General features: G+C 72.1%; 21 protein-coding genes and 3 pseudogenes. 12 read left to right on the plus strand and 12 right to left on the minus strand.

What is annotated here, in order from left to right; all coding sequences use genetic code 11:
* Positions 1-15: 15 nt before the first annotated feature.
* The 7 genes from ACH4SI_RS01715 (at position 16) to ACH4SI_RS01745 (ending at position 10,964) form a co-directional block, all read left to right on the plus strand.
* A complete protein-coding gene (locus ACH4SI_RS01715; RefSeq protein WP_398291394.1) occupies positions 16-1,851 on the plus strand; it encodes an acyl-CoA dehydrogenase in 1,836 nt (611 codons plus the stop codon).
* The gene (locus ACH4SI_RS01720) at positions 1,848-3,218 is read left to right on the plus strand and encodes a cytochrome P450 (RefSeq protein WP_398291396.1); all 1,371 of its coding nucleotides are present in this window, start codon (positions 1,848-1,850) and stop codon (positions 3,216-3,218) included. The genes ACH4SI_RS01715 and ACH4SI_RS01720 overlap by 4 nt, the downstream gene beginning before the upstream one ends.
* Before the next feature lie 44 nt (positions 3,219-3,262).
* The gene (locus tag ACH4SI_RS01725) at positions 3,263-4,192 is read left to right on the plus strand and encodes a cyclase family protein (RefSeq protein ID WP_398291399.1); all 930 of its coding nucleotides are present in this window, start codon (positions 3,263-3,265) and stop codon (positions 4,190-4,192) included.
* Between the two features lie 120 nt (positions 4,193-4,312).
* Positions 4,313-7,141, plus strand: a complete 2,829-nt coding sequence (locus ACH4SI_RS01730; RefSeq protein WP_398291401.1) for a SpoIIE family protein phosphatase — start codon at positions 4,313-4,315, stop codon at positions 7,139-7,141.
* A 98-nt stretch (positions 7,142-7,239) separates the two neighbouring features.
* Positions 7,240-8,751: a sugar ABC transporter ATP-binding protein gene (locus ACH4SI_RS01735; RefSeq protein WP_398291403.1), complete on the plus strand. Its 1,512-nt coding sequence runs from the start codon at positions 7,240-7,242 to the stop codon at positions 8,749-8,751.
* Between the two features lie 13 nt (positions 8,752-8,764).
* Complete coding sequence (locus ACH4SI_RS01740; protein ID WP_398291405.1) at positions 8,765-9,841, plus strand: ABC transporter permease; 1,077 nt, start codon at positions 8,765-8,767, stop codon at positions 9,839-9,841.
* A complete protein-coding gene (locus ACH4SI_RS01745) occupies positions 9,825-10,964 on the plus strand; it encodes a substrate-binding domain-containing protein (protein ID WP_398291407.1) in 1,140 nt (379 codons plus the stop codon). The genes ACH4SI_RS01740 and ACH4SI_RS01745 overlap by 17 nt, the downstream gene beginning before the upstream one ends.
* Positions 10,965-11,169: 205 nt before the next feature.
* Here ACH4SI_RS01745 and ACH4SI_RS01750 read toward each other — a convergent pair whose 3' ends face one another.
* The 7 genes and pseudogenes from ACH4SI_RS01750 to ACH4SI_RS01780 all read right to left on the minus strand — a co-directional run.
* On the minus strand, positions 11,170-11,901 hold the full coding sequence (locus ACH4SI_RS01750) for a FadR/GntR family transcriptional regulator (RefSeq protein WP_398291409.1): 732 nt from the start codon (positions 11,899-11,901) through the stop codon (positions 11,170-11,172).
* 75 nt (positions 11,902-11,976) lie between these two features.
* Positions 11,977-12,300: pseudogene (locus tag ACH4SI_RS01755) on the minus strand (CoA transferase); the annotation flags it as partial.
* 25 nt (positions 12,301-12,325) lie between these two features.
* Positions 12,326-13,180 carry an SDR family oxidoreductase gene (locus ACH4SI_RS01760; RefSeq protein WP_398291411.1) on the minus strand — a complete coding sequence of 285 codons (855 nt, stop codon included), beginning with the start codon at positions 13,178-13,180 and terminating at the stop codon, positions 12,326-12,328.
* Positions 13,177-13,416, minus strand: a complete 240-nt coding sequence (locus ACH4SI_RS01765; RefSeq protein ID WP_398291413.1) for a ferredoxin — start codon at positions 13,414-13,416, stop codon at positions 13,177-13,179. Before ACH4SI_RS01765 ends, ACH4SI_RS01760 begins: the two co-directional genes overlap by 4 nt.
* Entirely contained in the window at positions 13,413-14,618 is a 1,206-nt protein-coding gene (locus ACH4SI_RS01770; RefSeq protein WP_398291415.1) for a cytochrome P450, read from the minus strand. Before ACH4SI_RS01770 ends, ACH4SI_RS01765 begins: the two co-directional genes overlap by 4 nt.
* Before the next feature lie 113 nt (positions 14,619-14,731).
* Positions 14,732-15,079 (minus strand): SDR family oxidoreductase, encoded by a 348-nt coding sequence (locus tag ACH4SI_RS01775; protein ID WP_398291417.1) that lies wholly within the window; start codon positions 15,077-15,079, stop codon positions 14,732-14,734.
* Positions 15,080-15,128: 49 nt separating this feature from the next.
* A pseudogene (locus ACH4SI_RS01780) lies at positions 15,129-15,413 on the minus strand (LLM class flavin-dependent oxidoreductase); the annotation flags it as partial.
* Between the two features lie 305 nt (positions 15,414-15,718).
* On the opposite strand from ACH4SI_RS01780, the gene ACH4SI_RS01785 reads away from it, so the two are divergent.
* A complete protein-coding gene (locus ACH4SI_RS01785) occupies positions 15,719-17,299 on the plus strand; it encodes a glycoside hydrolase family 3 protein (RefSeq protein WP_398291419.1) in 1,581 nt (526 codons plus the stop codon).
* Here ACH4SI_RS01785 and ACH4SI_RS01790 read toward each other — a convergent pair.
* On the minus strand, positions 17,262-17,663 hold the full coding sequence (locus ACH4SI_RS01790; protein ID WP_398291421.1) for a hypothetical protein: 402 nt from the start codon (positions 17,661-17,663) through the stop codon (positions 17,262-17,264). The genes ACH4SI_RS01785 and ACH4SI_RS01790 overlap by 38 nt on opposite strands.
* 75 nt (positions 17,664-17,738) lie before the next feature.
* Here ACH4SI_RS01790 and ACH4SI_RS01795 point away from each other — a divergent pair.
* Positions 17,739-17,930, plus strand: a pseudogene (locus ACH4SI_RS01795) (hypothetical protein); the annotation flags it as partial.
* A 5-nt stretch (positions 17,931-17,935) separates the two neighbouring features.
* Entirely contained in the window at positions 17,936-18,142 is a 207-nt protein-coding gene (locus ACH4SI_RS01800) for a hypothetical protein (protein ID WP_398291423.1), read from the plus strand.
* A gap of 110 nt (positions 18,143-18,252) precedes the next feature.
* Here the strand turns inward: ACH4SI_RS01800 and ACH4SI_RS01805 are convergent, their stop codons facing one another.
* The gene (locus ACH4SI_RS01805; protein ID WP_398291425.1) at positions 18,253-19,206 is read right to left on the minus strand and encodes a phosphotransferase family protein; all 954 of its coding nucleotides are present in this window, start codon (positions 19,204-19,206) and stop codon (positions 18,253-18,255) included.
* Positions 19,207-19,238: 32 nt separating this feature from the next.
* Entirely contained in the window at positions 19,239-19,436 is a 198-nt protein-coding gene (locus ACH4SI_RS01810; RefSeq protein WP_398292306.1) for a hypothetical protein, read from the minus strand.
* A gap of 245 nt (positions 19,437-19,681) precedes the next feature.
* Here ACH4SI_RS01810 and ACH4SI_RS01815 point away from each other — a divergent pair, with 245 nt between their 5' ends.
* Positions 19,682-20,203, plus strand: a complete 522-nt coding sequence (locus ACH4SI_RS01815) for a cupin domain-containing protein (RefSeq protein WP_398291427.1) — start codon at positions 19,682-19,684, stop codon at positions 20,201-20,203.
* On the opposite strand, the gene ACH4SI_RS01820 is transcribed toward ACH4SI_RS01815, so the two are convergent.
* Positions 20,167-21,174, minus strand: a complete 1,008-nt coding sequence (locus ACH4SI_RS01820) for an MsnO8 family LLM class oxidoreductase (protein WP_398291429.1) — start codon at positions 21,172-21,174, stop codon at positions 20,167-20,169. The two genes, ACH4SI_RS01815 and ACH4SI_RS01820, sit on opposite strands and share 37 nt — an antisense overlap.
* 69 nt (positions 21,175-21,243) lie before the next feature.
* Complete coding sequence (locus ACH4SI_RS01825) at positions 21,244-21,510, minus strand: hypothetical protein (protein ID WP_398291431.1); 267 nt, start codon at positions 21,508-21,510, stop codon at positions 21,244-21,246.
* A 323-nt stretch (positions 21,511-21,833) separates the two neighbouring features.
* Here ACH4SI_RS01825 and helR point away from each other — a divergent pair, with 323 nt between their 5' ends.
* Entirely contained in the window at positions 21,834-24,017 is a 2,184-nt protein-coding gene (helR, locus tag ACH4SI_RS01830; protein ID WP_398292308.1) for an RNA polymerase recycling motor ATPase HelR, read from the plus strand.

Below are 24,017 nucleotides of genomic sequence, written 5' to 3' on the forward strand. Positions count from 1 at the left end.
GGGGAGAAGGCGGAGATGGGTACTGCCGTCATGGTGGGCCGGGCACAGGTGTCGCTGCTGACCGAGGTGCTCTTCGACGGGCGATTCGACGATCTGCACAAACCCTGGACGGAGCATTTCCGTCGGGACATTTTCCGATACCGCGACGGATTGTCGCCGTCGGAGCGTTCCGCGCTCGCTTATGAGCGTTTGCGGGTCGTCAATGAAGGAATCGCATCCGTCGAGTCCGTCGAGGAGTTCGTCACGGCGACGGACCGGCTGGTGTCGCTGCACGAGTGGCTGGGAATGGTCGACGGCTCGCTGACCACTCTGGCGACCATTCACTACAACCTGTTTCTCGGCAGCCTCCTCCGCCTCGACCCCCGCCGCACCGTGGACCTCGCACCCTTCACCCGGCTGCTGCGGTACGGCACCGTCCTGATCACCGAGCTCGGCTACGGAAACAACGCCGCCGAGCTGGAGACCACGGCGGTCCACCAGCCCGAGGCCGACACCTTCGTGCTGCACACCCCGTCGGCCGGGGCCCAGAAGTTCATGCCCAACACCGGCCCCGCCGGTGGCAGCAAGAGCGGACTGGTCGCGGCCCGGCTGATCGTCCGCGGCCAGGACTGCGGCGTGTTCCTGTTCCTGGTGCCGCTGCGCGACGAGCGGGGGCCGCTGCCCGGCATCCGGATACGGCCCCTCTCGGAGACCCCCGGTTCGTCGGTCGACCACGCCATCACCTCGTTCGACCGCGTCGTGCTGGAGCGTACGGCGCTGCTGGCCGGTGACCACGCGGACCTGACTGCCGAAGGCGCCTTCCGCAGCGGGATCGGCAGCCGACGCCGCCGGTTCCTGCGGTCCATCCAGCGCGTCACCACGGGCAAGCTCTGTCTGGCCGCAGCGGCGCTGGGCGGAGCCCGGGCGGCACTCGTCATCGCCGTGCGCTACGCCCATCGGCGGCACACCTTCGCCCCGGCGAGCCGGACCGGTGTCCCGCTCTTCGCCTACCGCTGCAACCAGACCCGACTGCTCGGCGCGGCGGCCCACGCCTACGCGGCGACCTTCCTGCTGCGCGAGGCCACCCGCCACTGCACCGGGCGGGACGACCCCGAATCGGCCGAGGCGGAGGTCCTCGTCGCGGCGGCCAAGGGCTGGATCACCTGGCAGGCCAGGGACATCGCGATCGAATGCCGCGAACGCTGCGGCGCCCAGGGGCTGTTGTCGGCCAACCGCATCGTGGACCTGATCACGCCGATCGAGTCCACCATCACCGCCGAAGGGGACAACCTCGTCATCTGGACGAAGGCCGCCGCCGACATGCTGACCGGCCGCGGTTACGGCCCGCCCGCCGTCCCCGCCACGCGGACCGGCCCGCCGACCGGCCCGCTGACCGACCGCGCCCACCTGCTCGACCTGCTCGTGCGGCACGAGCTGTACTGTCTCCAGCACGCCCGCAGCCGGGTCAGCCTGCCCAGCGAAGGCCCGCTGGACCGCTGGAACCAGGCGGTGAACCCGGCCCTGGACCTCGTCGACGCGTACGCCACCCGGCGCGCCGCCCAGGCGTTCCTGGCCGCCGTCGACCGCATCGCCGACGACGCCACCCGGAGCCTGCTGGAGCAGGTCTTCCAGCTGTTCGTCCTGGAGCGCCTGGCCCCGCACGCGGGCCTGCTGCTGGCGGACGGGCACCTCACCGCCGACACGGTCCGCGAGCTCGCCCCCGCCGTCGACCGCGTCGGCGCCGGGCTGGCCCCTCACGCGCTCGCCCTCGTGGAGGCGTTCGCCATCCCGGACGGCCTCCTCCAGGCGCCCATCGCCACCGACGGCTACGCCGCCGCCTACGACGACCCGGCCGGGCCCTGGCAGTCATGAGCGACGCCTTCACCCGGGAGCCGACGTGGGATCCCCGGCGCTTCCCACCGGCCTCCCGGGCGCCGCGGCCCGTGCAGACGGCGCGGATGCTCCGGGACCCCCAGGGCTACGCGCGCTCCCTGCGCCACCGGTTCGGGCCGGTGTTCTCGCTCCGTACGTACCCCTACCGCGGTGCCCTCGTCTGCGCGGCCGACGCCGCGGCCAACCGGGCGGTGCTGACCGACCACGAGCGGTTCACCGGCGGTGACGGCGCCGCCCTGCTGGCGCCCGCGGTCGGCGCCGGCTCGCTGATCTGCACGCCACCGCCCCTGCATCTGACCCACCGCAAACTGTTGCTGCCACCCTTCCACGGGGAGCGGATCACCCGCTGGGGGCAGCGGGTGCGGGAGCTCGTGCACAGCGGCCTGCCCGAACTGCTGGGCGGCGACGGCGTTCCCGTGCGGCCATGGGCGCAGCGGCTGACGCTCGACGTCATCCTGAGAGTCGTCTTCGGCCTGACGGACCCGGCCCGCGTCGCCACCTTCCGCCGCGCGCTGAACGCGTTCGTCGACACGGGCAACCTCGCCGTCCTGTTCCTTCCGGGGCCGCTGCGGCGCGATTTCGGGCCGCTCTCGCCGGGCGGCCGCTTCCTCCGGCTCCGCGCGGCCGTGCGGGAGCTGACCCGTGAGGAGATCGCCGCCCGCCGGGCCGCGCCCGACCGCGCCCACCGCGACGACGTGCTGTCCATGCTGCTGGACGCCCGCGACGAACACGGCGCCGGGCTGACCGACGCACAGCTGCTGGACGAGCTGACGGGCCTCGTCCTGGCCGGTTACGAGACCACGGCGACCACGATCGCCTGGACCCTGCACCTGCTCGCCCACCATCCCGCCGCCCGCGACGACCTGGTCGCCGACCTCGACGCGGGCTCGGACCGGCTGCTCAAGGCGACCGTCAAGGAGTCCTCCCGGCTGCGCCCCGCCGTCTACAACGCCATGCGCACCGCGGCACACGACACGGAGCTGGGCGGCCACCCGGTGCCCCGGCACGCGTTCGTCGCGGCGCTGTTCCCGGTCACCCACCTCGACCCCGGGCTGTGGCCGCAACCCGATGCCTTCCGGCCCGGGCGCCATCTGGGCCCGGACCCGGTGCCCTACGCGCTGACCCCGTTCGGCGGCGGCCTGCGGCGCTGCATCGGGGTGTCGCTGGCGCAGCTGGAGGTCGAGACCGTCCTGACGGAAATCCTCGCGACCGCCCTTCCCGAACCGTCCGGCCCGCTGGAGCCCGCCCGGCTCCTCGCGGTGACGATCGTGCCCGCCCGGGGCGGACGGATCCGGCTCCGCGCGCGCCGGGCGCACCGCCCCGCCTCACGCATCTGGAACTTATAGACTTTTCACGGAAGCCGTTCCGAACCCCATCGGGGTGAGCACGGATGACCAGCAGCACGGGACCCGCCGTCTCCCGCGAGGAGTTCGACGCGCTCTTCGAGACGGTCCGGACGTGGGGGCGCTGGACCCCCGCCGATCGCGGCGCCTGGAACCGGGTGACCCCGGAGCAGGTGCGGCGGGCCGTCGCCCGGGTGCGGTCCGGGGCGGTCGTCCCGCTGGCGCGGCCCTGGGACACGCGGTCCGCGCCGGACAACCCCCGGCCCGCCCTGCACCACATGACGGACCTCGGCGACGTGGAACCGCCGGAGCCGTCCGTGCACAAGGACTTCCTCGCCGCCGACTACCACGGCAAGGGCATGACCCATCTCGACGCTCTGTGCCACGCCGCCTACCGGGGGCTGCTCTACGGCGGCCGGGCGGCGCATGAGGCGATCGACGCCGCGGGCGCGCACTACGGGGCGGTCGGCGCGCTCGGGCCGCTCGTCACGACGGGTGTCCTGCTCGACCTCCCCGCCGTCCTGGGAACCGCCTGGCTGGAGCCGGGGCAGGCGGTGCACGCCGAGGACATCGCTGCCGCCGAACGGGCGCTGCGGGTGACCATCGGCGAAGGGGACGCGGTGCTGCTGCGCTCCGGGAGCCCCCGCCGTCGAGCGGAGCGCGGCGCCTGGGATCCCGGCACGGCGAGCGCGGGGCTCCATGTGGATGCCGTCCCGCTGCTGGCCGAGCGCGGCATCGCCCTGCTCGGCGGGGACGGTGACAGCGACGTACGGCCCTCGCCGGTCGAGGGTGTGCACTCTCCGGTCCATGCGCTCGCCCTGGCCGCGATGGGTGTGCCGCTGCTGGACAACCTCGATCTCGAAGCGCTCTCCGCCGCCACGGCCGAGGCGGACCGCTGTACGTTCCTGCTGGTCGTGGCGCCGCTGAACGTTCCGGGCGGAACGGGCTCACCCGTCACCCCGGTCGCCGTGCTGTGACCCGCCGGCCCGGGCCGGTCACCGTATGCGATATATCGAACGCATGTCTCTCCTGCTCGTCGCAGCACGGCTGGTACCCGTTATTGTCGAAGAGTGGACTTTTGGGGCTAATCATGATGAATGGCTAGGAGCGGCGTGATTCTGGCCGGTGAGGAAGCAGTCCTGACAGGGCTCGTGGCAGGCGGCATCGGGCCCGCGCGTTCCCGTGAGCTTTTCCTGGAGGGGGAGGCGGTCCAGGCGGGCGGCGTGCGCAACCTGATCATGAATTCGTGGCAACGCTGCCGGACCCTGGGCCTGCCGCTGGGCGGATTCGAGCTTCCGTATCGGCAGTTCGATCCCGAGGACCGGCTGGTCCGCGCCGCCGGCCCGGTGCTCGACCGGCTGCGGACCAGGTTCCAGGGCAGCCCGATGAACATCGCGCTCGCCGACGGAAGCGGCACCGTGCTCCAGCGCCGCTTCGGCGACGAGTCGTGGGCCAGAACCCTCCCGCCCATCCAGCAGGTGCCGGGTTTCGTCTTCGCCGAGCAGTTCGCCGGTACCAACGGCATCGGCCTCGCCCTGGCGGAACGGCAGCTCATCCAGGTCTACGGCGCCGAGCACTTCTCCGAGCGCGGCCTGTCGAACGGCTGCAGCGCGATACCCGTCCGCGACCCGCTCAGCGGGCGCGTCGACGGCGTCCTGTGCCTCGCCTATCCGCGCAGCTCCGGGTATCCGGCGCTGGACGCCGTGCTGAGCAGGGCGACCCAGGCCATCGAACGGCGGCTGCTGGCGCAGAGTTCGGCGCGGGAGCGCGGGCTGCTGCGTGCGTACCTGGACGCGGGCGGCGCGTCGCGGATCGGCGAGGGCGGCGGACCCAGCGTGGGGGTGGACGCCTTCGCCCAGGGGCTGCGCCGCGGCGATCAGATGATGATCAAGGAGAAGGCCGCCGAGCTGCTGTCCCACGGGCAGCGGGCCGCCATCGATGTGACCCTGTCCGACGGGCGGCGGGTCACCCTCGTGAGCCGACCGGTGACGAGCGCGGCGGGAGTGGAGGGCATGGCCGTCGAGGCCCTCGTCCCCGACCACACACCGAGGCCGCCCCTCACCCTCCCCTCGCACCTCACCGGCGCCCCGATCGACCGGGGCGCCCCGCCTGCCAAAACCCCGCCTGCCAAAACCCAGCCTGCCGAGGCACCGCCTGCCGAGACACCGGCCGCCAAGGCGCGCGGCACGGCGGCCGGGGCCATCGACGGCCTGGCCGGGCTGGTGCTGGTCGGCGAGCCGGAGGTGGGGAAGTACGCCCTGGCGGCGCGACGCCGCATGGAACTGTTGTCCGAGGCCAGCGCGCGCATCGGCACCACCCTGGACGTGCGCCGCACCGCCCAGGAACTCGCCGAGACGGCCGTTCCCCGGCTGGCCGACTTCGTCACCATCGACCTGCCCGACGCCGTGCTGCGCGGCGACGAACCCCTCGACCCCCGGCACGACCTGCGCCGCGCGGTGGTCCACGGCATCCGCGGCGACTGCCCCTTCTATCCGGTCGACAAGCGGATCGACTACCACCCCATCACGCCCCAGCTGCGGTGCGTGAACACCGGGCACGCGGTACTGGAACCGGACCTGAGGACCGCCGCGGGCTGGCTCATCCAGGACCCCGAGCACACCGCACGGCTGCTGTCCCACGTCGGCTCCCTCATCGCCGTCCCCCTGGTCGCCCGCGGCACCGTGCTGGGCATCGTCAGCTTCTATCGCTCGCTCGACCAGGCTCCGTTCGGCGACGACGACCGTTCGCTGGCGCAGGAGCTGGCGACCCGCGCCGCCCTGTCCATGGACAACGCCCGGCGCTACACCCGCGAGCACACCATGGTCCTGGCCCTCCAGCACAGCCTGCTCCCGCACGGCGTGCCCGGTCAGGACGCCGTCGAGGTCGCCCACCGCTATCTGCCCGCCGAGTCGCGGGTGGGCGGGGACTGGTACGACGTCATCCCGCTGCCCGGCACTCGCGTCGGTCTCGTCGTCGGCGATGTCGTGGGCCACGGCATGCACTCCGCCGCCACCATGGGCCGGCTGCGTACCGCCGCGCGCAGCTTCGCCGAACTCGACTTCCCCCCGGACGAGGTGCTGACCCACCTCGACAACCTGGTGCTGCGCCTCGACCGGGAGGAGAGCAGCGAGGACAGCGGCGACGGCTTCGGCATCATCGGCGCGACCTGTCTGTACGTCGTCTACGATCCGACCTCGCAGCGCTGCGCCATGGCCCGCGCCGGCCACCCGCCGCCCGCGCTGGTCCGCCCCGGCGGCGCCGTGTCGTTCCCCGATCTGCCTGCCGGGCCCCCGCTCGGCCTGGGCGGTCTTCCCTTCGAAACCGCCGAGATCGAGGTCCCCGAGGGCAGTCGGCTGGTGCTCTACACCGACGGGCTCATCGAGGACCGGCACCGTGGCATCGACGCGGCCCTCGACCGGCTGCGCGAGGTCCTGGCCCACCCGGAGCGCACCCCCGAGGGCACCTGCCAGGCGGTCCTGGACGACGTGGCGCCCGCCCACCCCTGCGACGACATCGCCGTGCTCGTCGCCCGTACCCATGCCTTCGACGCCGACCGGATCGCCACCTGGGAGCTGCCCACCGACCCGGCCGTCGTCAGCGAGATCCGGGCCGCCGCCGGGCGGCAGCTGGCCGACTGGGGCCGGGAAGAGGTCTCGTTCGTGGCGGAGCTGCTGCTGAGCGAGCTGGTCACCAACGCCCTGCGGCACGGCAGCGGGCCCATCCGGGTACGGCTGCTCCACGGCCGTACCCTGATCTGCGAGGTCTTCGACACCAGCAGCACCGCCCCGCATCTGCGCCGGGCGGCCACCACCGACGAGGACGGCCGCGGTCTGTTCCTCGTCGCCCAGCTGGCCCTGGCCTGGGGCACCCGCCACACGCCGGACGGGAAGATCATCTGGGCCGAATGCCCCCTCGCCACCCAGTGAGGCAGCCGCGCCGGAGCGTTGGCCCGTTGGAGTAACAGCGGCATCGGGGCCGGTCTCATTCGGTAAACGCCATGATCAGTCCCGCTAAGGTCTCGGATGTGAGGTGGGAATCCACATCCCCGGCCGCGGGAGCGGAGCCGCTCGTCCGCATCCGGGCCCTCAGCAAGCGATTCGGCGGAACGCTCGCGCTGGACCGCGTCGATCTCGACATCCACCGGGGCAGCGTGCTCGCACTGCTCGGCCCCAACGGCGCCGGGAAGTCCACCCTCATCAAGGTGCTCGCGGGATACCACCCCGCCGACGGCGGGACCGTGACGGTGGCCGGGCACCCGCTCGGGACCGAGGCCGCCTCCCGGACCATGTCCTTCACCCATCAGGACCTCGGCCTCGTGGAGTGGATGACGGTCGCCGAGAACATCGCCCTGACCACCGGGTATCCACGCCGTGGCGGGCTGATCTCCTGGCGGCGGACCCGGGAGCGCGGCGCGGAGGTCTTGGCGGCAGTCGCCGGACACCTCCCGGCCGACACCCGGATCGCCGACCTCGCCCCCGCCGAACGCTCACTGGTCGCCATCGCCCGCGCCCTCGCGGCACGGGCGCGGCTCATCGTCCTCGACGAGCCGACCGCCAGCCTCCCCGCCGCCGACTGCGCGCGGCTCTTCGACGTCCTGCACACCCTGCGCGACCGGGGGCACGCCATCCTCTACGTGACCCATCGCCTGGACGAGGTGTACGAGGTCGCGGACGCCTTCGCGGTGCTGCGCGACGGCCGCCTCGTCAGCCGGGGCCCGCTGGCCGAACACGGCGCCGCCCGCCTGGTGCGGGACATCGTGGGCGACGAACCGACCGGCTACCGGCCCGCCACGGCCCCCGTCGGAGGCCCGGCCGTGCTGACCCTCGACGGCGTCCGGACGGACGGGGCCGGACCCGTCTCCCTCGACCTGCGGGCCGGGGAAATCCTCGGCCTGGTGGGGCTCACCGGCGCCGGGCACCGGGAGCTGGGCCGTGCCCTCGCCGGCGCCGGGCCGATCGTCGCCGGGCGGGCGCTCCTGGACGGGCGGCCGTACCGCCCGCGTACGGTAGCCGCCGCCGTCGCCTCCGGGGTCGGACTGGTGACCGGCAACAGGGTGGAGGAGGGGTGCGCCGCCGAACTGACCGTACGGGAGAACCTGCTGGCCAACTTGGCGGAGGGCGGGCGGCGCTGGATCAGCCCCCGCCGGGAGCGGGCCGAGGCCCGTGCCCTGATCGAACGGTTCTCGGTACAGCCCCGCGACAGCGAGGCACCGATCGCCACCCTGTCCGGCGGCAACCAGCAGAAGGTCATGCTCGGCCGTTGGCTCCGGAGGGACCTGCGCGTACTGATCCTGGAGGAGCCGACCGCGAGCGTGGACATCGGCGCCAAGGCCGCGCTCTACCGCCTGCTCGACGACGCGCTGGCGGCCGGTCTCGCGGCGGTGCTCATCTCCACCGACTTCGAGGAGGTCGCGGGGGTGTGCCGACGCGCCCTGGTGTTCGTCCGGGGTGCCGTGACGGCCGAGCTGAGCGGTACGTCGCTCACCGTCGCGGAACTCACCCGGGCGGCGTCGGCGCTGCCCGCGTCCGGAGCATGAGGCGGCCCCCGCGATGAGCCCCCCGCCGCCGCCCCCGCCCCGATCCCGGTGGGGCCCGTTCAAAGGACCGGGGCACGGTCAGGGCCGGGCGGGCGGGCACCTCATCGGTACGTACGGCCTGCTGGCCCTCACCGCGCTGCTGTTCCTGGTCTTCTCCGTGACCTTGCCGCGCACCTTTCCGACCCTGGAGAACATCTCCGCGATCCTGGCCAATCAGTCGATCCCGGCCATCCTCGCGCTCGGCGCGACGGTCCCCATCGTGACCGGCAACTTCGACCTCTCCATCGGATACGGCCTGGGCCTGGCCCATGTGATGGTGATACAGCTCATCGTCCACGAGGGGTGGCCCTGGCCGGCGGCCTGCCTGACCGTGATCGCCGGGGGCGCGGTGGTCGGGGTGCTCAACGGGGTCATCACCGAGTTCGGCCAGATCGACTCCTTCATCGCCACCCTCGGGACCGGCAGCATGCTCTACGCCGTCACCGGCTGGATCACCGGCGGCGGCAGGATCGTTCCCGGCCCGGCGGGCCTGCCGGACGCCTTCATCGACATCTACGACGCCACCTTCCTCGGCCTGCCGGTCCCCGCCTTCTACGTGCTCGCGCTGGCGGTGGCCCTCTGGCTGCTGCTGGAGCGGCTGCCGCTCGGCCGGTATCTGTACGTCATCGGCTCGAACCGCCGCGCCGCCGACCTCGTCGGCATTCCCGCGCGCCGGTACTCCGTCTGCGCGTTCGCCGTATCGGGTCTGGTCGTCGGCTTCGCCGGGGTGCTTCTCGCGGCGCAGCAGCAGCTCGGCAACCCGAGCGTCGGCCTCGACTATCTGCTGCCCGCCTTCGCCGGCGCCCTGCTCGGCTCCACCGCGATCAAACCCGGCCGCGCCAACGCCATGGGCACGCTCGTCGCCGTGGCGGTCCTCGCCATCGGGCTCTCCGGCATCGGCCAGCTGGGTGCGCAGTTCTGGGTGACGCCGCTGTTCAACGGCGGCACCCTGCTGGTCGTCGTCGGCCTGGCCGGTTACTCCGCGCGTCGCCGGCTGCGGACGGGCATCACCGCGGACCGGCGGAGGGATTCCCGTGCGGCCCAGCCGTAGGACCGCCCTCACCGCCGCCGTGCTGCTGGCCGCGGGCGCCCTCGCCGGTTGTGAGCGCGGCTCGTCGGCCGGGGGAGGGGAGGCCACCGCGGGGCCGCGCGGCTGCCCCGCCGTCCTCGCCCGGGCCAAGGCCGCCGTCGCGCGGGCCGAGCGGACCGACGTCCCCTGGAACGGTCCGACCCGCGGCCCCCGGGCGGTGCCCGGCAAGACCATCGTCTACGTCGCGCAGACCATGACCAATCCCGGAGTCGCGGGCACCGCGCAGGGCGTACGGCAAGCGGCGAAGGTCATCGGCTGGCGGGTCCGGGTGATCGACGGGGGAGGCACCCCCGCCGGCATCCAGGCGGCGCTGAGCGAGGCCGTCACCCTCAAGCCCTCGGGCATCGTCATCGGCGGCTTCGACCCCCACTCGACCGCGCGGCAGGTCGCGCAGGCCGAGGCGGCGCACATCCCGCTCGTCGGCTGGCACGCGGTCGCAAGGCCCGGCCCCAGCACGAAGCCCAGGCTGTTCACCAACGTCACCACCAAGGTCGAGGACACCGCCAGGATCAGCGCGGACTGGGTGATCGCCAGATCCAACGGCAGGGCCGGGGTCGTGATCTTCACCGACGCCTCGATCCCCTTCGCCCGGAACAAGTCCGAGCTGATCAGGAAGGAGCTGGCGAGCTGCCGGGACGTCAGGCTGCTGGCGTACGAGAACATTCCGATCCCGGACACGGGCAGCCGCACCCCCCAGGAGGTCTCCTCCCTGCTCTCCCGCTTCCCGCACGACTGGAACTTCTCCGTCGCCATCAACGACCTGTACTTCGCGGACGCGGCCCCCGCCCTCCGCGCGGGCGGCAGGCAGGGCTCCGGGCCGCCCTTCAACATCGGCGCGGGCGACGGCGACCCGTCCGCCTTCCAGCGCATCAACCACCGGCAGTACCAGGCCGCCACCGTCCCCGAGCCACTGACCCAGCAGGGCTGGCAGATGATCGACGAGTTCAACCGGGCGTTCTCCGGCCGGGGACCCAGCGGGTACAAGGCCCCGGTCCACGTCGCCACGGCCGCCAACAGCGCGGGGGCGACGAGCTGGAACCCCCGGGGCTACCGAGCGGCGTACCGGAAGATCTGGGGCTCGTGACGTCATCGACGGCACCTTCGACCACACCGCCGATGCCACCGGGCTCACCCCGTGAACCGGTCTCGCCGCGTCGCGAGCCACCGGACGGCCTTGTCGTAGTGGGCCCTGTCGATGTGCAGACCCTGGTAAGCGCACCGCGCCGCTGCCCTCGGCGGCGGCCCGCTCGTAGGCGCGGACGAGCCCGGTGTAGAACGTGATCCGGGGCTCAGCGCCAGTTGACGACCTGGTCGACGAGGTGGGGATGGCGCCTGCGCACGTAGTCCCCGTACTCCTGCATGTGCTGGCGCATCAGCCGCTCCGCCGTCGCGGCCTGGCCCTTGGCGATGGCCCGCGCGATGGCCGCGTGCGTGGCCTGCACGTCCTCACGCCGGTCGGGCGGGAAGAGGAAACCGCTGACCTGGTCGTGGAAGATGTCCTCGAGCGACATGCTCACCAGGTTGAGAATCGGGTTCCCCGACATGGACGACACCTTGCGGTGGAAGTCGTGGGTGGCGGCGAAGTACTCATCGTCGTCGTCCACCACGGACTTCTCGCACGACTCGGCCAGCTGCTCACCCAGCTCCGGCGCGTTCCGCTCGGCGGCGAGCCGGGCCATCGTCGCCTCCATCACCAGCCGCGCCTCCAGCAGTTCACTGAAAGTGACGCCGCCGAGGTGGTAGAAGAGCGTCGACATCCGGCCGTAGTCACGGGTGCGCACCTCGATGACCATCGGGCCGCCGTTGCGCCCCGGCTTCATCGTGATGAGCCCGTGGACTTCGAGGATCCGCAGCGCCTCGCGGAGCGAGCCGCGCCCGACGCCGTAGTCCTCGATCATCTGCGCCTCGGAGGGCAACAGCGTGCCCGGGGGAAGCTTGCGCTTCACGATGTCGTGGACGATCTCCTGCGCCAGCGCCTCGGCGACCTTGGCTCCGCGTTTCAGTGTTTTCGTCGGCGCCATTTCCTCACCTGACAGCCAAGGTCCCTCCATGGGACGGAGTATACCGGAACCCTTATCAGGGTTGCGCTCATGCCCTTATCCGTCCGGGGAAGGCCGGCGAGGCCGGGCAGCGGCGTGCCCGCCTCGGGGTCGCCCGAGCCCGGCTCGTACCGGTGGCAGCGCAACTCCACCCGGCCCACCGTGGTGCGCACCTGGCGGCGCTCGCACTGCGACGCGTGCAGATACGCCTGCGGGACGCTGATCCGCACCGGGCGGCCGGTCGCCCGCCCGGTGCGGGGCGAGCGGGCCTCCGGCCGCCCAGAGCACGAGGTCGCTGTCGGCGTAGTGCGCCTTGGGGCCGGTGAGCCCGAACGGCGTGATGGAGGTGTAGATCAGGTACGGATGGGCGCCCAGCAGCCGTCGAGGACCCGTACGTGTTCCGGCATCATCGGCGCGGGCTCCTGCGTCCGGCTTCGAAGATGGCGGAGGTGTCCGCGAAGCGCTCGGCGAGAAAGGGCGAGGACCCGGGCGCGCTGGTCATGCCCCCGTCCACGCACAGGGTCTCCCCGGTGATGAAGCGCGCGGCGTCCGAGGCCAGGAAGGTGACCGCCTCGGCGATGTCGTCGGCCTGGATGGGCCGTCCCCTCCACGCGGTCTCCGCCATCTTCCGCTCCGCACCCGCGAGGTCGGCCGCGTCCCCGGTGGTGAGGTCGGCCATCATCGCGGTGACGGTCGCGCCGGGGACGACGGCGTTGACGCGGATCAGGTCGCCGCGCAGCTCGGCGGCCACGGACTGGGTGAGGCCGATGACCGCCGCCTTGGCCGCGCTGTAGGCGTGCGGCCCCTGGCCGCCGGAGAGCCCCGCCGGGCTGGAGGTCGAGATGATGGAGCCGGCCTGCCTGGGCCGCATCACCCGGGCGGCGTGCTTCATGCCGAGGAACACTCCGCGCAGATCGACCGCGAAGGTACGGTCCACCTCGGCCATGTCGGCCGTGCCGATCGGCCCGATGGCCCCGAGGACCGCGGCGTTGTTGAACATGATGTCGAGCTGCCCGTAGCGCCGTACCGCCTCGTCGACCAGCGCCCGGACGTCGTCCTCGGCGGCGACGTCCGCGGTGAGCACGGTGAGGCGCCCGTCGTGGTCGGCCGGGATGCCGCCGGGATCGTCCGGGGCGGGGCCGCGCAGATCGCCCGCGACGACGGCGGCGCCCTCGTCCAGGAAGTGGCGTACGGTCGCGGCGCCGATCCCGGACAGGCCCCCGGTGACGACGGCCACGTGGCCTTCGAGGCGGCCGGTCACGGCTCCCTGCCCGGAGATGTGCTCTCGGACGTCTCACCGAGCAGGGTGATCGCCATCTCGGGGCAGGCGCTCTCGGCCTCGGCCGCCTGGCCCAGCAGCGGGGCGGGCACGGGGAGGTCGGTGCCGCGCTGCTCGACGAACCCCTCCTCGTCGTCGCTCAGCAGATCGGGTGCGACGGCGTAGCAGCGCCCGTGGCCGGTGCAGCGGGCCGCGTCGAGGCGGAGCCTGGCGGTCATGCGTCCCACTCCAGCGGCAGGCTCATGAGCGTCAGCTGACTGCCCCGCTCCACGAGCGGTCTGCCGGACGCTATGCGGTAGTGGGGGATGCGCTTGTGCCATTCGCGCAGCACGATGGCCAGCTCGACCCGGGCCAGGTGCATGCCGAGGCAGCGGTGCGGACCGGCGCCGAACCCGAGGTGCTGGTTGACGCCCTTGCGGCCGAGCCGGAACGTCTCGGGCTCGGGGAACTTGCGCGGATCGCGGTTGGCCGACCCGATGCCGAGCCAGACCACCTCGCCCGCGTCCAGATGCAGCCCGTCGAGATCGACGGGGCGGGACACCTCGCGCCCGGCCTGGATGACGAGCGGGTAGAGCCGTATGAATTCCTCCACGGCGGCGGGCACGACGTCCGGGTCCCCGGTGAGGGTCGCGCGGTCGTCGTCGTGCTGCGCGAGGTGCCAGAACATGTAGCCGAGCGCGCTGCGGGTGGTGTCGAGCCCCGCCATCGTGAGCGTCAGGCAGACGGTGAGGATCTCGTCGTGGGTGAGCGGCTCCTCGTCGGCCCCGCGACGGGCCTGGACCAGGCGGGACACGAGGTCCACGGAGGGGTCGAGCGGGTTGCGGCGGCGCTCCTTGACCCGCGCGTCGAAGTAGTCGGTGATCCTGGCCGACGCGGCGCGGGCGCGCTCCGCGTCGCCGGTGAAGATTCCGCCGAAGACGTCCTCGACCCAGGGCACGAAGAACGCCCCGTCCGAGGTGGGCAGGCCGAGCAGGTCGAGGAAGACGTCGGTGGGGTAGCGGATGGCGAACTCGGCCACGAAGTCGCACATCCCCTTGGGTCTCAGCTCCTCGATCAGCTCGATGCAGCGTGCGGTGGCGAAGGGCTCCATGCGGCGGACCGCGGCCGGGGAGAAATACGGATTGACCACGCGGCGGAGTCGTGCGTGCTCCTCCCCGCCGAGCTGCTGGGGAAGCAGGTCGATGCCGCGTTCGGGGTTGAGCGCGCTGGTGACCTCGTTGGTGAACGTGTCCGGGTTCTGGAAGCCCTCGAGGACATCGTCATACCGTCTCAGCATCCAGAAACCGCGCTCCGTGGTGTTGTTGAAGAGGTAGCGGCTCGCCTCACGCTCGTGGTCGAGGAGCGCGTAGTGTCCGGCGGGAGCGGTGGTGGCCCGGTAGTCGGTGTGACTCACGGGGCATTGCCGGATCTGCTCAGACATCGCCACGGCTCCTCGTTCGGTCGTGCGGTCCGGTTCGTCGCCCCAACATGACGTGTGGGTTCAGCCCAAGTCAATAACCATGCGCATAGTTCTGGGGTGTGCTCCGCGGCGCGTCAGTCGCGCATGCCGCGCCACGCCGTCGTACCGCCGTCCACGGCGTGGGCGGCGCCGGTGATGAACGACGCGTCGTCCGAGGCCAGGAAACAGGCCAGCTTGGCCACTTCCTCCGGCCGCCCCATGCGCGGGATCAGGTGGGTGCCCGACATCCGCCGCTCCTGCGCAGCGCGGTCCTCGGCGATGCACAGGCGGGCGCGGCTCATGGGGGTGTCCACGGAGCCCGGGCAGTAGCAGTTGCACCGCACGTCGGGCGCCAGGTCGATGGCGCATGCGCGGGTCAGCTGGATCACCCCGCCCTTGCCGGCGGCGTACGCGGCCGCCGGGTATCCCGTCAGTCCCGCCACCGACGAGGCGTTCACCACGGAGGGGCCCCGGTCCGAGGGCGCCCGTGTGGTGGATCGGCTCGCCGGACCACAGGGCGCGGATCACCTCGATGGCCTCCTCGTAGCGGGGCTTGCGTTCGTCCATCGGGATCCCGAACGACCGGAACTCGTTCTCCCGTAGCCCATGCCGAAGCCCGCGACGACACGGCCTCCGGAGAGATGGTCGAGGCAGCATCCACACCGAGGAGAACCCGGCCTCCCGGGCCGCCGCCACCTGCTCGCGCAGGGCGTCGATCCGCTGCGCGGGGATCACGCCCGGAGGAAAGTCGTTCGTGATCGCGAGGCCGAACCTCATCTGGGACTCCGCTCACCGGCCAGGGGCGCACGGGACGCAGAAACTGTGCTCACATTTTTCCGGCGGCGTAATACGCGAGTCCCGGGCCGACGCTCACAGCTCGGTCAGTTGCCCGCGCATCCGCACCGTGGTCCCGGGGCCGGAACGGGCAGGGCATCCGGGGCGGGTGAGAGTCGGTTGGCTGTCCCCACCGATGGAGGAGACACCTTGACACCCCTAATGGTCTAGGCCAACATCCTGGTGATCTGTGTCGAGCCGTCGAGTCCGCGGCGGCGGCGCGCTCTTTATGCCTCGGAGGCCCTGCCATGGGAGCGAGTAGCAAGCCGGAACTGGCGCGGCTGGCGCATGCCGTGCTGCAACCCGGCTTCGCGGGGACCACCGCTCCGGACTGGGTGCGCCGCAGGATTGCCGAGGGCCTGCACTCGGTCGTGCTGTTCGGCCGGAACCTCGTGGACGGCGAGCAGGTCGCCGCGCTCACCGCGGAACTCCGCGCGGAAAACCCGGACCTGGTCATCGCCATCGACGAGGAGGCGGGAGACGTCACCCGCATCGAGGCGCTGTCCGGCGCCACCCGGCCGGGAAACCTGGCACTGGGCACGGTGGACGACGTCGACCTGACGGAGCGCGTGGCCCGTGACGTCGGCCGCGAACTGCACGCGTCCGGGATCTCGATGAACTACGCGCCGAGCGCCGACGTCAACTCCAACGCGCTCAACCCGGTCATCGGCGTGCGCTCCTTCGGCGCGCGCACCGATGTCGTCTCCCGGCACACCGCCGCATGGATCCGCGGTTTGCAGTCCGCCGGGGTGGCCGCCTGTGCGAAGCACTTCCCCGGCCACGGCGACACGGCCGTCGACTCCCACCACGGCCTGCCCACGGTGGCCGCCGGCGCCGAGGAGATCGCCCGGACCGCGCTGCCGCCGTTCATCGCCGCGCTGGAGGCGGGCGTCCGCGCGGTGATGACGGCACATCTGCTGGTGCCGGCGTACGACCCGGAGCTGCCCGCCACGCTCAGCCGCCGTGTACTGGTGGATCTGCTGCGGACGGAACTCGGCTTCACCGGCCTGGTGGTGACCGACGCCATCGAGATGGGCGCGGTCGCCGATCGCTACGGCATCGGCGGAGCCACCGTCAAGGCGCTGGCCGCTGGCGCGGACGCCGTGTGCGTGGGCGGTGAGAACGCCGGGCAGGCCGTCACCGAAGGGCTGGTCGACGCCGTCGTCCGCGCCGTGCGCGAAGGCGACCTGGCGGAGGAGCGGCTGGCCGAAGCGGCGGAACGGATGCGGCGGTTCGCCGCCTGGTCCGGGGAGCGGGCGCGAGCCGTCACACCCGATGCCACGCGCTCCGACATCGGCCTGGCCGCCGCGCGCCGGGCCGTCCGGGTGCGCCGTCGCCCGGGCGCCCCCGAGGTGCTGCCGGTGTCCGGTGACGTCCATGTGGTGGAGTTCTGCCCGGTGATGAGCCTCGCCGTGGACGGCCGGACGCCCTGGGGGCTCGCCGCACCGCTGTGCCGGCTGCGGCCCACGACCACATCGGTGCGCCTGACGGAGGCCGACATCGATCACGCCGGCCGGGCGCTGGAACGCGAGGTGCTGGCCCCCGCCGTCGGCCGTGTCCTCATCGTCGTGGTGCGCGACGCGGCCCGGCACCGCTGGATGTCCGAGGCCGTGACGGGCCTGCTGCGCGGCCGCCCGGACGCCGTCGTCGTGGAGATGGGGTTCCCCCTGGACGGCGCGGGCGACCCCGCCGATCTGGTCACCTACGGCGCCACCCGGGTCTCCGGCATCGCCGCCGCCGAGGTGGTGACCGGCTCGCTGACCGCCTCGCCCGTGGTCGGTACGCAGGCGGTCAGACGGGCTCCGGGAGCGGGCCCACGCGCTCGATGACCCGCTCACGCAGCAGGAGGTACTCCTCCCAGCGGCGCGGCAGGGGGCCCGGCGGGCGCGGGACGACACGGGCGGCCGTGACCGTCTGCCCGTCCGTGAACTGCTCGCGCGTCAGGTCGAGTTCGACGCCGCTGGGCAGCCGGTTCCACCGGTGGGATCCGCGCCGGGACCCGTCGGCGCGGTACACCTCCCCGACCACGAGATCACCGCCGAAGACGTCGCAGACGACCAGAGCGGTGATGTCGCAGTGGCCCTTGGCCGGGTTGCCCGGCTGCCAGTCGGCCAGGTCGTCGGGCGAACAGGTGTCGGCGGCCCAGCCGGCTCGCAGGGCCTTGTCGAGGTCGAGCAGGGTTAACGGAGTCATGCCGGCAGCATCGCAGCGGGCACTGACAACGCGGACCGCGCGCCCTTCGGCTGCCGGGCCGCGCCGCTGGGCGCCATCGGCGCCGCCGCGACCTCGGTGTGCTACCACCCGGCGCCCGTGTCCCGGTCGGCGCCCGCGCTGTGGGACCACGCCACCCCGCACGACGTCCTCCGGGCCAGGCTGACCGCCATGGACACGGCGCTGCGTCGGCTGGTGCCGGCCACTCCGGGGCTGGTCCGAGCAGCCGAACTCGCCACGGCCGCGCCACCGTCGTGGACGGCGCGGGCGGCCGCCCGCTGGGCGCGACCCACATCCGCCGGACGTTCGACGAACGCCCCGTCACCGACTTCATCGGCCACCGCATCTTCGGCTCCGGCGATCTGCACCCGCTGTCCGAACTCGTCGCCGCCGCCGAGGCAGCGGGCCTGTCCATCCGCGCGGTGCCCACCTCACCGCCGACTACCACCGCAAGCACCTGATCAAGGTCATCAACCGAGCCGTCGACACCCCCCGCAGCGAACGCGTCGACCACCTGCTCGACTTCATCGGCTCCTGCCGCACCCTCCGCCCGGCCACGACCGGTTGAAGATCAGCGGTCGAACCGGCGCAGGAGTGCGTCGAGATAGTCCTCCAGCCTGCCGGTGAGCAGAGCGGGAGTCAGGTCGTCGCGCCCCAGATCCTGCCACGGGCCCGCGACCATCTCGGCGTCCGGAGCGAACGCGAGCGCGTCCAGGACACGCCAGTAGAGGTGAGCCGCCGGGTCCTCGGTCAATGTGCCACCGGACGCCAGATAGCGCTCGGCGAACCGCATGCCCTCCTGAGCGCCGTACAGGAGCGCGAGATTCGTGGAGCAGTGCGCCACGTCCAGATCGGCCGGCCCCCAGGACGTCTCCACCCAGTCGACGACACCGCTGATCTCCAGATCGGGGCCCTGCCCGGTGAAGAGCACATTGCCGGGGTGGAAGTCCCGGTGCAGGAAACAGGGCTGGTAGGCCGGGGGATCGCGGCGGATGATGTCCACCGCGCGCCGCCACACCTCCGGTCGCCCGGTGGATTCGGGCAGTCGCACGTGCTCGGGTGAGGTCCAGGCCTCGTAGACGCGCGGCCGGGACTCGGCCGGGACCCGCACGTGGTGAATGGCGAGCAGCTGGCGCGCCAGAAGTTCGGCCCGCAGCCCCGCCTCCTCTTCGTCCAGCCGCACCGTTCCCGGCAGGAGTGACATCAGCAAGGACGGGTGATCGCAGTACGCCGCGGTCGCATCGACACCCTTGAAGGCGGCCACCGGCACATCGGTCTCCGCGAGCAGACGCAAGATGTCCGCCTCGCGCGTGAGTAACCCCTTCGCGGCGCGGACGAAGAAGGGCTTGACGAACGATCTCAGCACGAGCCACTGGGGTGTTCCGGGGCCGCTGACGCGCAGCCGCCGCATCTCCGAGGTCCACCCGCCGCGCAGCCGTTCTGCACCGTCGACCCGGCACCCTCCGCCCACCCGCTGCTCCACCCAGGCCCGTGTACCGGCGGCCACACCGTCATGCGCATTCATGCGCACAACCTATCGATTGCGCTCGTGGAGGGTCAGTCGGGCAAAGGCACCCGGATCACCGGATCGAAGGGGTGCTGGTGGAAACCGGTCCGCAGGTTGCGGCAGTCCGGCGCCGTGCACATGAAGAACTCCTCGACCGTCTTACGGCCTGTGCGGTTCCTGAGCCAGGTCTTTTCGTCGGGGGTGAGGCGCCGGTGTTGTTCGTCGGATCGGCAGGTGTAGCAGTACATCTTCTGCTCTCGCACGGCACCTCCGGAAACGGGCAGACAGGTCAGACGCGAGCCTAGGGAGCATGCTAGGGCAACGGATGGTGCGTAACGGGGCAACTCCCCTCAGGTCGTGTCGCCGCCGCCCGGCATGGACGTACTGGGTCCCTGGCCCTCGGCCCGCGGGACTCGAGATCATCCGCGAGTCCGATGCCTCCTTTTCGTGGTGAGAGGCACCATGTGCGGAGATCTGCCGAGAGGAGCGCATCATGTCGTACCCGGAACACTTCGCATACCCGGAGCCCCGCTACCACGGCACCGAGGGCGAGGTGAACGCGGTCTTCCGGCGGGCCGACACCCCGCCGGACATCTCCGCGCCCGGCGGCAGCTCCACCCATTACCTCGCCACCAGCGCCTCGACCGGTGGCGAATTCGGCCTGTACAAGGTCGAGTTGGGGCCTCGGGCCGGTGGCCCCGAGACCCACTTCCACAAGGCGATGTCGGAGTCCTTCTACATTCTCTCCGGCGAACTGGAGCTCTACAACGGCGAGAAGTGGGTCACGGGCCGCGCGGGTGACTTCCTGCACGTGCCCGTCGGCGGCCTGCACGCCTTCAAGAACGTGACCGACGAGCCCACGTCCATGCTCCTGCTCTTCTCCCCGGGCGCCCCGCGCGAGGAGTACTTCGAGCGGGTCGCGGAGATGTCACAGCGCGGGGGCGAGGAACTCAAGCAGTTCCGCATCCGGCACGACAGCTACTTCGTGGAAGACTTCGAGCCCGGGGCGGAGTAGTCCGTGGCGTGCCGCATCACGAGTTCGTACGACCGCAGGCGGGCCGCCAGCGCGTGGACCGGCGTGACGAGCATCAGTTCGTCCGCATCGGTCGCCTCCGCCACGTCCGCCAGGCGGCGTACGGCCGTCTCGGGTGTGCCGTGTGCCTGATGGGCCAGGAAGGCCGCCAGCGCCTGCCGCTCCTCCGCCGTGAAGGGGTGCGCGGCTGCCTCCTCGGGCGAGGGGAAGGGGGCCTCGCTCCGTCCCTTGAGGAGTCCGGCCTTGACGACGTTCATCGGGCCGGCCAGCCGGTCCGTCTCCTCTTGCGTCTCGGCGCAGATCGTTTCCACGCACACCAGCACGCGCGGGCGTGCACACCACGCGGAAGAAGAGAAGTGGGCCCGGTAGTGGCCGAGTGCGGCGAGGGTGTTGTCGGGACGGATGTGGTGCGCGAAGGCGAGGGGCAGGCCGAGTTCCGCGGCGAGCGCGGCACCGGCGGTGCTGGACGCCAGCAGCCACGGTTCGGGGAGCGCACCGAGCGCCACTTCGTCGACCAGGAATCGCAGCGTCGCCGCCACGTCGTCCCGGTACGCGTCGTCCGTCGTCGGCCCTGCGCCACGCCGCAGCGCCCGGGCGGTCGGCTCGTCGAAGGTGCCGGGGCCGCGGCCGATGCCCAGATCGATCCGGTCGGGGTGCAGCGCGGCAAGGGTGCCGAACTGTTCGGCCAGCATGATCGGGGCGTGGTTGGGGGCGAGCACGCCCCCGGAGCCCAGGCGGATGGCCGACGTCGACGCGGCGGCATGGGCGGTCAGGACGACGGGCGGAAACGCGCCGATGGCGGGGGAGTGGTGGTGTTCGGCGTACCAGAGCCGCCGGTAGCCGAGGGCGTCGAGACGCCGGGCAAAGGCGGTGGTGTCACGTAACGTGTCCACCGCCCGCGTACCGGCCTGGACCATCGCGACTTCCAGCGCGGAAAGCGGTAAATCGATCACGCGGTCAGCATAGGGAGTTCCGCCCGCCCGGGGTCAGTGGCCGGTGGGGTGGAACGCGGAACCTAGTCGTCAACACCCAGTGAGGCGAAGTCGTAGTCGCCTTCCCACGCCTCGCTCGTATGGACGTTGGTCAGCCGGGAGCCGCGCCAGATCGTGCTCGGCGTTGTCGGTGACCAGTTGCAGCACGTCGGTGAGCACACCCATCTGGCCCGGCGACGGCGCGGCTCGGGCCAGCTCCACCTGGGCGCCGCGGCGTACGGACGGATCCCGTCTCAGCCAGTCGTGGAGCGAACGCAGCTCCTCCTCGCCGCCACTCACCGCTACGTCGATCCGCACCAAGCCACCCTTGTGACGACGGTCTCCTTGATTCTGTCCTATTCGGGGGCGTCCACGCAGGATCAAGGCGAAGCAGGAACAAAGCGAAGCCGAATCGAGGCGGAGCAGGACGGAAGCGAAGCGGGATCGACGCGGGCGCGAGGCCAACGGAGCACGGGGCCATCCGGCGTGCACAGCTCAGGCGACAGGGGGCGTGTAGACGCAACCCACTCCCCGCCACTCTTAACATATAGCGCACCGGGGGCCTTGCGGCAAGGCCCCCATCGTGCCGCAGAATTTCCCGTCCGAAGCCAGGACCTGCGGAAACGGAGCGCGACGTGCGTGTGTTGTTGTCGGAGCACGGGGCGAGCGGACCCAGCAACGCGTTCGATCTTCCCGACCGCCTCTCGCCCAAGGCCGACCCGGCGCTGATCGCCGGGGATGAGCGGCACTTCGCGGCCATCGCGGAGTGTCTCGCGCAGTCGATCGCCGATCTCTCCGACAGCCTCGATGCCGCGCGCAAGGCGCCCGGCGGCATCGGCCGGCACGCGATGGACCGGGACACGGAGATCCACCGGCTCAGCGCCCGCCTGCGCGCACTGCGTCGCTTCGGGCTGGATCTTTGCCTCGGACACATGGTCGGCGAGGGCGACGCCGAGCCCGTGTACGTCGGGCGGCTCGGCCTCAAGGACAGCGCGGGCCGTCAGCTGCTGCTCGACTGGCGTTCCCCCGCGGCCGAGCCGTTCTTCGGGGCCACCCACGCCAACCCGATGGGGCTGGCCAGCCGCCGCAGATATCGCTGGACTCTCGGACGGGTCAGCGACTACTGGGACGAGGTGTTCACCCCGGACGGGTTCGCCGGGCACGCCGCGCTGGACGACCAGTCCGCGTTCATCGCCGGCCTGGGCGGCAACCGGTCGCCACGGATGCGGGATGTGCTCGGCACCATCCAGGCCGACCAGGACGCCATCATCCGGGCGGGATCCCGCGGCGCTCTCGTCGTGGACGGCGGCCCGGGCACGGGGAAGACCGTCGTCGCCCTGCACCGCTCCGCCTACCTCCTCTACTCCGACCCCCGCCTCGGGCACCGCCGGGGCGGCGTCCTGTTCGTCGGCCCGCACCAGCCCTATCTGGCCTATGTCTCCGACGTCCTGCCCAGCCTCGGAGAGGAGGGCGTGCAGATCTGCACGCTGCGGGACCTCGTCGCCGAGGGAGCCGGAGCGGCGATCGAGGCCGACCCGGAGGTGGCCCGCCTGAAGTCGTCCGCTGACATGGTGGCGGCGATCGAGAAGGCCGTGAGGTTCTACGAGGAGCCGCCCGACGAGGGAATGACGGTCACGACCGACTGGGCCGACATCTGGCTGAGCGCCGACGACTGGGCCGAGGCGTTCGACGCACCGGAGCCGGGCACCCCGCACAACGAGGCGCGCGAGCAGATCTGGGCGGAGCTGGCCACGATCCTGCTGGACAAGCTCCACGGCCTCGACGGTGAGATCTCGCCCGACCTGTTCCGGAGGTCGCTGCAGCACGACGAGGAACTGGTCACGACCCTCAACCGCGCGTGGCCGCTGATCGAAGCGGCCGACCTCGTCGGCGACCTGTGGTCCGTGCCCGCCTACCTGCGGATGTGCGCTCCCTGGCTCGGCCCCGAGGACGTGTCGAAGCTGCGGCGCAAGGAGGCTCCCCAAGCCTGGACGGTGTCCGACCTGCCGTTGCTGGACGCGGCGCGGCAGCGGCTCGGCGACCCGGAGGCGGCCCGGCGGAAGCGTCGGCAGGAGGCCGCTGCCGCCGCCGAACGCGAGCACATGGCCAGTGTCGTGGACAACCTGAGGGAGGCCGCGGATGACGAGTACGGCGTAGGTCTGGTGACGATGCTGCGTGGCGAGGACTTCCAGGACGCCCTGGTCGACGAGGCCGCACTGCCCGGCGCCGACCCGGACCTGCTGGCCGGTCCGTTCGCGCACATCGTCGTGGACGAGGCCCAGGAACTGACCGACGCGGAGTGGCAGATGCTGCTGCTGCGGTGCCCGTCCCGGAGCTTCACCATCGTCGGGGACCGTGCCCAGGCCAGGCACGGGTTCACGGAGTCGTGGCGGGAACGGCTGGAGCGGGTCGGGCTCGACCGGATCAACCTGGCCTCCCTGAGCGTCAATTACCGGACGCCGGAGGAAATCATGGCGGAGGCCGAGCCGGTCATCCGGGCCGCGCTTCCGGATGCCAACGTGCCCACGTCGATCCGCGGTGGCAACGTCCCCGTCACTCACGGATCCGCCGCGGATCTGAGCGCGATCCTCGACACGTGGCTCGCCGCACACGCCGAGGGGACCGCCTGCGTCATCGGCGAGCCCTCTTTCCGGGCGACGTCCCGCGTCCGGTCGCTCACCCCGGAGTTGTCGAAGGGGCTCGAATTCGACCTGGTCGTGCTCGTCGACCCGGAGGAGTTCGGCGAGGGCATCGAAGGAGCGGTCGACCGCTATGTGGCGATGACCCGGGCGACGCGGCAACTCGTCATTCTCACCAGCTCGTGA

This window comes from Streptomyces sp. NPDC021212, assembly GCF_044332925.1.
Classification (GTDB): domain Bacteria; phylum Actinomycetota; class Actinomycetes; order Streptomycetales; family Streptomycetaceae; genus Streptomyces.

Coding starts and splice junctions, on each gene's coding strand:
- ACH4SI_RS01715 (WP_398291394.1), top strand. CDS start 16: ATGGGTACTGCCGTCATGGTGGGCCGGGCACAGGTGTCGCTGCTGACC.
- ACH4SI_RS01725 (WP_398291399.1), top strand. CDS start 3,263: ATGACCAGCAGCACGGGACCCGCCGTCTCCCGCGAGGAGTTCGACGCG.
- ACH4SI_RS01765 (WP_398291413.1), bottom strand. CDS start 13,416: ATGACCGCCAGGCTCCGCCTCGACGCGGCCCGCTGCACCGGCCACGGG.
- ACH4SI_RS01810 (WP_398292306.1), bottom strand. CDS start 19,436: ATGTACTGCTACACCTGCCGATCCGACGAACAACACCGGCGCCTCACC.
- ACH4SI_RS01730 (WP_398291401.1), top strand. CDS start 4,313: ATGGCTAGGAGCGGCGTGATTCTGGCCGGTGAGGAAGCAGTCCTGACA.
- ACH4SI_RS01770 (WP_398291415.1), bottom strand. CDS start 14,618: ATGTCTGAGCAGATCCGGCAATGCCCCGTGAGTCACACCGACTACCGG.
- ACH4SI_RS01785 (WP_398291419.1), top strand. CDS start 15,719: ATGGGAGCGAGTAGCAAGCCGGAACTGGCGCGGCTGGCGCATGCCGTG.
- ACH4SI_RS01815 (WP_398291427.1), top strand. CDS start 19,682: ATGTCGTACCCGGAACACTTCGCATACCCGGAGCCCCGCTACCACGGC.
- ACH4SI_RS01720 (WP_398291396.1), top strand. CDS start 1,848: ATGAGCGACGCCTTCACCCGGGAGCCGACGTGGGATCCCCGGCGCTTC.
- ACH4SI_RS01750 (WP_398291409.1), bottom strand. CDS start 11,901: ATGGCGCCGACGAAAACACTGAAACGCGGAGCCAAGGTCGCCGAGGCG.
- ACH4SI_RS01740 (WP_398291405.1), top strand. CDS start 8,765: ATGAGCCCCCCGCCGCCGCCCCCGCCCCGATCCCGGTGGGGCCCGTTC.
- ACH4SI_RS01805 (WP_398291425.1), bottom strand. CDS start 19,206: ATGAATGCGCATGACGGTGTGGCCGCCGGTACACGGGCCTGGGTGGAG.
- ACH4SI_RS01790 (WP_398291421.1), bottom strand. CDS start 17,663: ATGACTCCGTTAACCCTGCTCGACCTCGACAAGGCCCTGCGAGCCGGC.